The sequence below is a fragment of the Limnoraphis robusta CS-951 genome (genome assembly GCF_000972705.2).
Genome location: NZ_LATL02000265.1, coordinates 1 through 11,178 on the forward strand (window position 1 = coordinate 1; position 11,178 = coordinate 11,178).

Sequence of the window (11,178 nt, forward strand, 5' to 3'; positions counted from 1 at the left end):
TAGTAATAGGTGTCAGAGATGGTTTAGAACCCGCCCCTACAGAATGATTCTTGATTAGTCGGACATGATCATATAAACTTTTATTAGGGGGAAAATCCCCATCAAATTTTACTCTAATTTTTCTAAAGGAACAATCTGCGGATCAAGAATTTTCGGGCTGGAAGTTGTGAATTTAACGGCGATGGATATTTTACCTTTGTTTCCAAAAATATGGGTGACTTCTCCAATTCCAAAAGATCGATGAAGTACGCGATCGCCAACAGCAAAGCTTTCGACTTTTGAGGGGGTTTGATTCTTTTTTTCGGGAGTTTTTTGAGTCTTTTTAGTTGATTTTGCAGGTTGAGTAACCGGGAGATAACCTTTGATGAGATCTGGGGGTAATTCTTTCAAAAACATCGAAGGAATGCAGGGTTCTAAATATCCCCAGAGACGACGTTCTCGGGCGTGTGAGAGGAATAACTGTTCTTTTGCGCGAGTAATTCCCACATAACAAAGTCGCCGTTCTTCTTCGAGGGCTAAGGGATCATTTAAACTGCGGAAATTGGGGAATAATCCTTGTTCCATTCCCACTAAAAATACTATCGGAAATTCTAAGCCTTTGGCGGAATGAAGCGTCATTAAAGAAACGGCTTGTTCCCCTTCCTGGAGATTATCTAAATCAGACGCTAGAGAAGCACTGGCTAAAAATCCGCCGAGGGTTGTATCTTCAGAATCTTCTTGAAATTGTGCGACGGCGTTACTCAATTCTTTAATATTTTCAAGGCGACTTTCGGCTTCATCTGTGCCTTGATTTGTCAAATCTAGAATATAGTCAGATTCCTGCATTACACCGTCTAAAATATCAAGCACCGTGTAGGATGCGATTCGTTCTTGCCAAGATGATATCATTTGAGCAAACTGATTAACAGCTTTTGCTGAACGTCCAGCTAAGGTATTTACTGAGTCTTGATCGCTGACAATTTCCCACAGGGGAACGCCCAATTGTTGCGCCGCATTGACTAAGCTATCAATGGTAGTTTTACCAATTCCTCTGCGGGGTGTATTGATAATTCGCATTAAACTCATGCTATCAGCAGGATTGGCAATCACTCGTAAATATGAAATTGCGTCTTTGATTTCTTTGCGATCATAAAACTTTAAGCCGCCCACAACTCGATAGGGAATATTGCTTTTAATTAAAGCATCTTCTAAGGCACGAGATTGAGCGTTAACGCGATAAAGTATTGCAAAACTACCATAACCTAATTCGGGATGTTGTTGGGTTAAATTGTTAATTTGAGTGGCAATAAATCGGGCTTCTGCGGCTTCATCGTCGGCTTGATAACAGAAAATAGGCGGCCCTTCTCCGCGTGTCGGACGCAATACTTTTTCAATACGGGTGGTATTATTTTGAATGAGTTGATTGGCGACTTCGAGAATATTTTCCCGTGAGCGATAGTTTTCTTCTAATTTAATCATGGTGCGGGTGTCGTCATCGGCTAAACCGTCCCCAAAATCCTCTTGAAATTCTAACAGAATGGTATAGTCTGCCATGCGGAAAGAATAAATCGATTGATCGACATCTCCGACGACAAAGATTGAACGATTTTTCCAGTTGTTAAAGGTTCTCGGATGTTCGCCGTTGGTGACTAATAGCCGAATGAAATCATATTGAGTGCGGTTGGTATCTTGATATTCATCGACTAATATATGGCTGAATTTTTGATGCCAATAGGCTAGAACTTGTTCGTTTTGCTGGAATAGTTCAACGGGAACTCGAATTAAATCATCAAAATCTAGGGCGTTATTGGCGGCGAGATTATCTTGATAGATGCTGTAAACGTCGGCAATGACTCGACCATTATATTCAGGATTTTCTCGTTGATAAGCTAGGGGAGAAAGCCCTAAGTTTTTGGCGTTACTAATTTGATAGCGAACTTTTCGAGGCTCGAACTTTTTCTCATCTAAGTTAAGCTGTTTGGTGACGATTTGCTTGACTAAACTTTGAGCATCGGATTCATCAAAAATCGAGAAGTTTTGTTGCCACTGTCTGCCTTTTTCGTCGGTATATTTGTTGATATCGTAGCGAAGAATTCGCGCACAAAGACTGTGAAAAGTTCCCATCCACAGATGTTTAGTAATACTGCGATAAACTTGCGATCGCAACTTCGTTTGTTCGGGGGGAGTCAAGGCGGAAAAGGGTTTTTGATACTGAGTTTGCGCCTGTTGTTCAGAAAAGATTGTCTCGACTCGTTCTTTAATTTCTCGGGCGGCTTTGTTGGTAAATGTCACCGCCAAAATATTCTCGGGATGAACGTGATGGGTTCGCAATAGGTTGGCAATGCGATAGGTTAACGCCCGAGTTTTACCCGAACCTGCTCCCGCCACAACGAGCATCGGACCGCAAAAATGTTCGACGGCTTGGCGTTGGCAGGGGTTGAGATGGCTAAGGAAGTCAACGGTCTGAGTCATGGCTGCAAAAGGGAAATTTTCCGCTATAGTTTAGGCTACCATGTTCAAGGTTCCCCTGACTAAAATTAATCAGGGGAGGAGTAACAGAGAAACTTATCAAGTTAGAATTAGCAGTTGTAATAAGTCCGATACCACTCTACAAATCGTTCAATTCCGACTTCAATTGGGGTATCGGGACTAAAGCCAACGTCTTGAACTAAAGCATCAACATTTGCATAAGTGATCGGCACGTCTCCGGGTTGCATCGGAAGCATTTCTTTGACGGCTTGTTTCCCAATACAGTTCTCTAAAACTTCGATCATTCGCAAAAGTTCAACGGGTTTATTATTGCCAATATTGTAGATTTTGTAAGGAGCTTTTGAGTTGCTTTCAGCTTCTGTATTGGGCTGAGGAACGTTATCTATTACCCGGACAATGCCTTCAACTAAATCATCAATATAGGTAAAATCTCGTTGCATTTTACCATAATTAAAGACTTTGATAGGTTCTCCTGCAAGAATGGCTTTTGTAAACAGAAAAACTGCCATATCTGGACGACCCCAAGGCCCATAAACGGTAAAGAAACGTAAGCCTGTTAAGGGCATATTATAGAGATGGCTGTAGCTGTGAGCCATTAATTCATTTGCTTTTTTTGTGGCTGCATATAAACTGACGGGATAATCAACGTTATCTTCAACCGCAAAGGGTATTTTTTTGTTTGCCCCATAGACTGAACTCGAAGATGCAAAAACCAAATGACCCACGTTTGTATGACGGCAACCTTCGAGAATGTTCATAAAACCCGTGAGGTTGCTATCAGCATAAGCATGGGGGTTCGTGATAGAATAGCGAACTCCGGCTTGAGCGGCTAGATTGACAACAACTTCAAATTTTTGTTCAGAAAAGAGCTTTTCTATTTGTTCGCGATCGGCCAAGTCTAATTGATAAAAGGTGAAATCTTTTGAAGAACTGATTTGCTCAAGTCGATCTTTTTTCAAAGAAACATCATAATAGGAATTGAGGTTATCTAATCCGATAACGGTGTCCCCTCGTTGCAGTAACCTTTTAGACAAATGAAATCCAATAAATCCAGCCGCGCCTGTCACTAAGATTTTCACAAAACTTTCCCCTTCTAAACTTCAGGTTTTGACTTCTTTTGGTGTTAACGTTGATTCTATAGACCCAATTTACTAATCGGCTTTAGAGCTTCAGATTAGCAAGTCGCTGTTCTGTAAGATTATGCACTAATTGTAACGGCAAAGAACAGCTTAGACAAATGCAACCCGTTTCAATGATTTTAACCGTTCTATTAATGTCATAGCATATTTTATCAAAATTGTTAAGTATTAGGTAATTTTCAAGCCCTATCCTCAATCAACTGAGTTAACCTCTGGGAGTGACTTCTAGCCAAAGCGGTAAATGATCTGAGCCAAGTTTAGGGCCTATTTTTCGGTCTAAAGTCATCAGATCCTCGCTGTACACCGCGTGATCAATTGCAATCATCATAAAAGGAGGTAAACCTGCTAACCAAGTGGGTTGAAGTCCAAAACCTCGTTGAGAATTTCTCAAATGAGCGGCTTGTAAAAACTGACGAAATCGACTTGACCAAGGGGTAAGATTAAAGTCACCTATTATAATTACTTGATTTCCCTGATTTTGTTGTTGCTGACTCCAAGCGGCTACTGCATCTAGTTCAGTTTGTTGAAAGTTAGAAGTGCCGTTATTTCGAGGACGAGTAACGTGTAAACTGAGAATAGATAGGGTTTGATTCCCTTGTATCTGAGTGGCAATCATCGGACGTTCGGAATTTGAGGGAAAATGAAGAATTTCTGTGTTTTTAATTTGCAGAGATGGGGGTAAATTTGTCGGGACTAAAAAGGCAACTCCATGAGAATTTTTTAGCGGACGGGACTCGACAACCCGATAACGAGTAAGATTAGATTCAATCTGATTTAACCATGCGGGTGTCACTTCTTGGAGAAAAATTAGATCGGCATTTTGTTGGTCTAAATATTGCAGTGTGGGTGTATAATTTGTGTTGTTGCGGTCAAGATTCAGATGAAGTAACTGTAAGGAATTTTGAGCAGTATTATTCCCTTGAACAGCGTTAATATTTTGAGAATGTGGGATAAACAAAGGCAAAATTAACAGGACGTTCAGGAATAAGGGGAGACTAAAAGCTAAACTCCAAAAGCGATATTTAATCCCATTTAATAAAATAGCCAGCAGTAAAATTAAACTCAATTGAACTCGCAAATGATCGAGGAGTTGGAAAACCCACCATTGGCGACCCAAAAAACCCAGAAAAGTTGCAATTGCCGCCAAAATTGCTATAATATTCATGCCAAAACAGAGATTATTTAATAAGAAATTCAAAGTTCTGTTTCTCATTTTAATAAACTTGTTGATTGAAGACGTTTTCCACAATAAAAAGCATCACAAAACCCAAGATAACCGCAATAATGGGAGTCGCTATCCAACCCAATGCAATATTGCGTAAAACTTGCCATTTAATTTGTCTATATCCTTTGACTCCATGTAGTAAACCAATACCAATAACTGCACCGACTACCGCTTGAGAACTAGAAACAGGAATGAGCGGAATTGTCGGTAAATTATTATTCACCAAAAACTGTTGTAACTGCCTCGAAGAAAATACATATAAAACGAGAGAATGAGCAGTCACAGCAACAAATGCAGCCACCGGAGACAGGGGCATCAGATTATTTCCGACTGTCATCATTACGCCTTTAGAGTAAGTATAGACTCCCACAGCTATGGCAATTCCTCCTAATAAAAAAAGCTGTTCTACTGAGCTAAAAGTCAATTGATTTAGACGAATATCTGTAAAGGGAGAGGAAGGAACAAATACTCCCATGACGTTCCCAATATTATTCGCTCCAAGTGCATAAGAACCAAATGCACCTGCTAAGATTAAGAAAAAACGAGTGTAGAAGTCTAGCTGAAGTAAATGAGGTTTAATTCCGTTAATGAAAACCACCACAATTTTATAGAGAATAGCCGCAAAAATTGCCCCTAAAATTGGACAAGCAACCCAAGTCCCTATAATTTTGATTAATGCGTTGATATCGGTTGCTGAACCGCTAAACAAGTTCCAAGCAATAATTGCACCTACAATGGCTTGACTGGTAGAGACAGGTAAGCCAATTTGAGTCATCCAAAACACTGTAATTGCGGCAGATAAGGCGGCTGTAAATGCACCAGGAAGTGTGTTAATTGCACCTAATTCGCCTAAGCCTTCCGCAGCACCCGCACCCCCAATCACTGCTCCGATTATAACAAAAATACTACAAATAAAAGCGGCGGTACTAAATCTAACCATGCGACTTCCGACGGCTGTACCGAATACATTAGCTGCATCATTTGCCCCCAAAGACCAGCCCAAAAATAAGCCACTCGACAGAAAAATGAGTGTTGCGATGATGTCCATTTAGTTGAAAATTAACCTCAAAAAATCATACCATCAAACTTGTTACCTTTAGGTGCATCAAACCTATGGCTTTTGTTCAAGAAATAACTATTTGATGAATCCTACTAATATTATAAAACTCGTTTAATTGCATAAATTGCCAGTTTATCGCTAGCATTTTCAGCCGCATCCGCCAGAGAATTAATCACATTTACACTATCGCGCAGTTGAATTTTTCGCTCCAAAGGCAATTGAGAATCAAAAATATTTTTCTTCAGGCGTAAAGCAATTTTATCAGATTCAGATTCATAAACTCTGACTTTATAAATGTGATCGCGTACTGTGCGCGGATCTCTAAAAAACGAACGGGCTGCAATGACAATCGTTTCTACACTTTTAACCACCATTTGGGTGAGATCTTTAAAGTCTTTTTCGTAAACCGTGGGAACTTCTAATTTTTCGATGATAATATCTTGATAGATATCACCAAATACATCGATTAAATAGTAAAGATTTTCGAGTAAACTTAAGACATCACCTCGGGAATCTGGAATTAACATTTCTGTGTAGAGTTCAGATTCAATTGCCCGCCGTAATTCGTTACAGCGATCTTTAACGTTTTGAATTTGCTGCATTTTTTCTTCACAGCTTTCAGTAACAAAACCTTTGGCAAGATAGGAGGTTAAACCCATTTCAAAGTATAAGCTTCCCTCAGATACTTTATCCATAAATTCATCAAGCTGCTGTTCAATAAATTTTGTTTTGCCAAAGAAGGATGGTATTTTTTCTGACATTGTTTGATCCTCTGTTAAAAAATCTAAGGTAAATTTAAGACCCGATCTAAAAGCATCTTTTTTTCAACTCTAATTAATAGATAACGACCTTTTTCTTCTAGAATTTGATAATCTTTATCCTGTAAACCCAGTCTTTCAAGTTCTTTGAGGCGACTAATCACCATAATTGTTGAAGGATTGGGACGATTTTGAATTGAATCAAAAAGATTGTATATTGGCTGATCTTCCATTAATCCCTTGAAAAAGTCAAGCACCGTATAAAAAACAACATGACGTTCTGAATAATAGACAACACTGGGTTTTCTAAAGCCGATCATCCAGACTTCTTCTTGAGGTTTTTCGACTTGAGAAATCTGCTGAGAAATTTGTCTTAAGGGGAGTTGACGAACTTCATCAATCAGAAAAATTGCGGGATTAACTAGAAGCATAAAAAACGCCATAAATCCAGCTAAATTGGCAGCGATTAACCAACGCCATTGATTGGGATATCGCAGTATCCATGCGATTAATATTGCAGTGGCTATCCAGATTATTCCTCCTCGTAAATGTAAGCCCGATTTTTCAACGACTGCGGGTAAGTCAATGATCGCTGGATCACTTCCGATGAATTGAGGACTATAAAGAGAAGCAATTCCCAGAATAACGAGGAACAAAATATTGAATCCTCCCGTGAACAGTATTCCTCTATTTTTTGAAGCTTTTATTTCCTGGATTTCTGCATTTTGGGCAATTATTGATTCACTAAATAATAAGGCAATTAAAATAGATGCTGCTGGCATTGCTGGTAAGACATAACTGGGAAGCTTTGTAACAGAAATAGAGAAAAAGATAAAAATACAAACAAACCAGAATAACCCAAACAAACCTAACTGATGATCACGAGGCTGTTGACGCCAAAAAGAACGCTGCCAGAAGTGAGAACGAATGATAGCTAAGGGCAAATAAATCGACCAAGGCATAAAGCCAATTAAAACAACAAGAAAGTAAAAATACCAAGGGGCGGCGTGACCATTAACGACGTTCGTAAATCGTTGAATATTGTGATAGCCAAAGAAAGAATCAATATAGGTTTGACCATTGCGGAGAATGACTAAAACATACCAAGGCAGGGCAATTATTGTGAAAATGATTCCGCCTACAAGGGGCTTTACTTCGTGTAAAACGTTTCTGAAATTACCGAGATAAAGGCAAAAAGATGTTAATATTAATCCGGGTAAAACAAGACCAACTGGCCCTTTTGCTAAGACGGCTAATCCCAAGAAAATATAAAAGGATAAATACCATTTATTAGGCAGAGAAAAGTCTAGGAATAACTGAGAAAGAGAAAAGCCTTCTGGGCTTTCGGTTGTTTTTTTTCCTTCCTCAACATAGCCCCAAAAAAAGCAAAATAAAGCGGTTCCCATGCACCCACTTAACAGCATATCTGAGACGCCTTGACGCGCCCAAATCAGGGTTTCAGGATTAAAAGCTGCGATCGCCGATCCGATCCAAGCAGATAACCACAACTGGCGTGTTTTTTGTCGAGAATCAACTGGAAAATTTGAGGGAAAAAATCCGAATGATCGCAAGGTTAAAAAACAACCCACCGTTAAAGCGATCGCCGCCAATGCGGAGGGAAAACGCACCGCCCATTCATTCACACCAAAAACTTGATAACCCACCGCCATCAACCAATAAACCAACGGGGGTTTATCGAAGCGAGTTTCACCGTTAAAATAGGGCGTGATCCAATCTCCTGTCAGTACCATTTGACGGGCGGCTTCCGCAAACAAGGGTTCAGTTTCATCAACTAACCCAGTATTCCCCAAATTCCACAGAAACGCGATGCTACAAATCAACAACAACCCAAAAATTGAGAATCCCCAACTTGTTTTTGGATGTTGATCAAAGGATTTCCAGTATTGTTTGAGGGGTTTGGCTATCTTCAATGTTGTCATTCCCAGTGCGTCATTTCCAAATATTCAATCTCTCAGACCCTAATTTAGCAGTTCGAGGTTCCATCAGGACAGGAGAATTTTTTATTTTTTCACAGTGAGACACTTTTGGCAATCCTAAATGAGCAAATTTTCTCTCTAAAATGATAGCATTTCCTTGAAGCTGTATCTAGAGGTTTAATCAATCTACCGAGTATGACCAAATTTATTTCTAAACTTCATCTCGTGGGTGTGATGGTTATTGTTAGTACCATCATCTTGTTTATTTGTAGCAGTTTACGTCATGCCTTATTTCAATCGAATGCTTTTGATTTGGGCATTTTTGATAATGGGATTTACCTAATTAGTCAAGGGCAAGAACCTTTTGTGGTTTTTCGAGGTTTACATATTTTGGGTGATCATGGGGCTTGGATACTTTATCCTTTGGCTATATTATACAAGATTTTTCCCGATATTCACTGGTTATTTTTTGTCCAAGCGGTTAGCCTGGCGATGGGTGCTTTACCGACTTTTTATTTAGCAACTCAGGCGAATTTAAAACAATCCCAAGCCACGGCTATGGCTGCCGTTTATTTACTTTATCCGCTTGTTTTTAATCTCAATTTGTTTGATTTTCATCCCGAAGTTATAGCACTTCCTGCGTTACTCTGGGCGATTTTAGCCGCTCGTTTACAGCAAGTTTTAGCCTTTAGTTTCGCCCTGGTGATCATCTTAAGCTGCAAAGCGGTTTTATCTTTAACTGTCGCCGCTTTAGGGCTATGGTTACTATTGTTTGAAAATCGGCGAACTTGTGGATTAATTGCTTTATTTTTGGGTTTAACGTGGTTTTTCATTGCAACTCAGGTGATCATTCCTCAATTCAGTGGAGGTGAACCCGCAGGTGTTAAATTTTATGATTCTCTCGGAGATTCTGTTGGGGAAATTGCGATTAATTTGTTGCTGAAACCGGGAATTGTTTTCCAACAAATTTTTACCTTAGCTAATTTGGAATATTTAGTCCTGCTGACTGTTCCGATTATTTGGGGACTTTCTCCCCGACATTTAACGCCCTTAGTGGGTGCAGTGCCGATTTTAGTTTTAAATTTACTGAGTGATAGTGTTCAGCAAAAAAATTTAACGCAACAATATTCCCTTCCGATTTTACCTTTTTTATTAGTGGCTGTTATTTCCACTTTAGCCGCAGGAGGCGGATGGTTCCGTCATCCAAAAAAGATTGTCTTATGGTCATTAATTGCGTTTTTTGCCTTGGCAAAGTATGGCTATTTTGCTTCAAGATATCTCAGACATTTTGATACGGTTCAAGCTTCTCACGAAGCGGTAGCATTAGTAGAAACAAAAGGGAGTGTTTTAACAGCCGATCATATTGCGCCTCATTTAACCCATCGTTCTGTAATAATGTTAGCAACAAAAAGAGCTGATCAATTTGACTTAAATCAGTTTAAATATATTTTACTGAATGCGAGTTATCCCGGCTGGGATAGTTCTAGAGAACTTGTTGATACTCTCGTTGAGAAACTCAAAAAATTACCCAACTTTCAACTCCGCTATCAAAAATCTGAAGTGATGCTTTTTGAAAATCAAGAAGATGAGATTTAGCTTTGATTTACGGAAAATCTATCTTAAGAAGATTGTAAAACTAGAAGTGCTAAGATAGGATTGAGAATAATAGGAATTAAAAATGATGTGGGAAAAAGTTTCTGAACATATTAGCCAAGTAACAGGAGAAAAATTTCAGGCGAGTGATACTCTATCTGTGGGTGGAGGCTGTATTAATCAAGGGTATCACCTCACTGATGGTTCTCGCAACTATTTTGTAAAACTCAATCAAGCGTCTCAAATTTCGATGTTTGAAGCGGAAGCTTTAGGGATAAAACAGATGTGGGAAACTCATACAATTCGAGTTCCTAAACCCCTTTGTTGGGGAACAGAAGAAAACTCAGCTTATATTGTGATGGAATGGTTGGAAATGGGGGGACACAGCCATACAGAAGCGATGATAGAAATGGGAAAAAAGTTAGCGATGATGCACCAATGGACGCCCGCCGATGACTATCCAGGAAAGCATCAGTTTGGTTGGGAGATTAATAATACCATTGGTTCAACACCTCAAATTAATACTTGGACAGAAAATTGGGCGGAATTTTGGGCAAATCATCGAATTGGCTATCAGCTAAAACTGGCGAAAAAGCGGGGAGGTCACTTTGACAATGCTGAGGTTTTAATTGAAAAAATTCCTGAATTGTTAGCAGGTCATCAACCCAAACCGTCTTTGGTACACGGAGATTTATGGGGCGGAAATGCCTCTGTTACGGCTGACGGAGAACCTGTAATTTTTGATCCTGCAACTTATTATGGCGATCGCGAAGTTGATTTAGCAATGACTGAATTGTTTGGTAGCTTTTCACCTGCTTTTTATCGAGGATATGATGAACTGTTCCCGCTTGATGAGGGCTACGCCAATCGCAAAACCCTTTACAATCTTTATCATATTCTCAATCATTTTAATTTATTTGGTGGGAGTTATGGTTCACAAGCAAATCGGATGATTCAGCAACTTTTACGCGAATAATTGACAAACTTTTCACGAATG

8 protein-coding genes are annotated in these 11,178 nt (G+C 39.4%); 2 read left to right on the plus strand and 6 right to left on the minus strand.

Features of this window, described 5'->3' with window-relative positions; all coding sequences use genetic code 11:
• Nucleotides 1–108 precede the first annotated feature (108 nt).
• The 6 genes from pcrA to WN50_RS22435 form a co-directional block, all read right to left on the minus strand.
• Nucleotides 109–2,451, minus strand: a complete 2,343-nt coding sequence (gene pcrA, locus WN50_RS22410) for a DNA helicase PcrA (RefSeq protein ID WP_046279547.1) — start codon at nt 2,449–2,451, stop codon at nt 109–111.
• A gap of 107 nt (nt 2,452–2,558) precedes the next feature.
• Nucleotides 2,559–3,548, minus strand: coding sequence for an NAD-dependent epimerase (locus tag WN50_RS22415; RefSeq protein WP_046279546.1), 990 nt, complete (start codon nt 3,546–3,548; stop codon nt 2,559–2,561).
• Between the two features lie 265 nt (nt 3,549–3,813).
• Entirely contained in the window at nt 3,814–4,773 is a 960-nt protein-coding gene (locus WN50_RS22420; protein WP_160315334.1) for an endonuclease/exonuclease/phosphatase family protein, read from the minus strand.
• 49 nt (nt 4,774–4,822) lie between these two features.
• Nucleotides 4,823–5,881 carry an inorganic phosphate transporter gene (locus WN50_RS22425; RefSeq protein WP_046279544.1) on the minus strand — a complete coding sequence of 353 codons (1,059 nt, stop codon included), beginning with the start codon at nt 5,879–5,881 and terminating at the stop codon, nt 4,823–4,825.
• Nucleotides 5,882–5,991: 110 nt separating this feature from the next.
• Nucleotides 5,992–6,654 carry a DUF47 domain-containing protein gene (locus WN50_RS22430; protein ID WP_046279543.1) on the minus strand — a complete coding sequence of 221 codons (663 nt, stop codon included), beginning with the start codon at nt 6,652–6,654 and terminating at the stop codon, nt 5,992–5,994.
• 23 nt (nt 6,655–6,677) lie between these two features.
• Entirely contained in the window at nt 6,678–8,591 is a 1,914-nt protein-coding gene (locus tag WN50_RS22435) for an ArnT family glycosyltransferase (protein ID WP_082172525.1), read from the minus strand.
• 192 nt (nt 8,592–8,783) lie between these two features.
• On the opposite strand from WN50_RS22435, the gene WN50_RS22440 reads away from it, so the two are divergent.
• Both WN50_RS22440 and WN50_RS22445 read left to right on the plus strand, forming a co-directional pair.
• The gene (locus WN50_RS22440; protein WP_046279542.1) at nt 8,784–10,184 is read left to right on the plus strand and encodes a DUF2079 domain-containing protein; all 1,401 of its coding nucleotides are present in this window, start codon (nt 8,784–8,786) and stop codon (nt 10,182–10,184) included.
• A gap of 85 nt (nt 10,185–10,269) precedes the next feature.
• On the plus strand, nt 10,270–11,157 hold the full coding sequence (locus WN50_RS22445; protein ID WP_046279541.1) for a fructosamine kinase family protein: 888 nt from the start codon (nt 10,270–10,272) through the stop codon (nt 11,155–11,157).
• Nucleotides 11,158–11,178 lie beyond the last annotated feature (21 nt).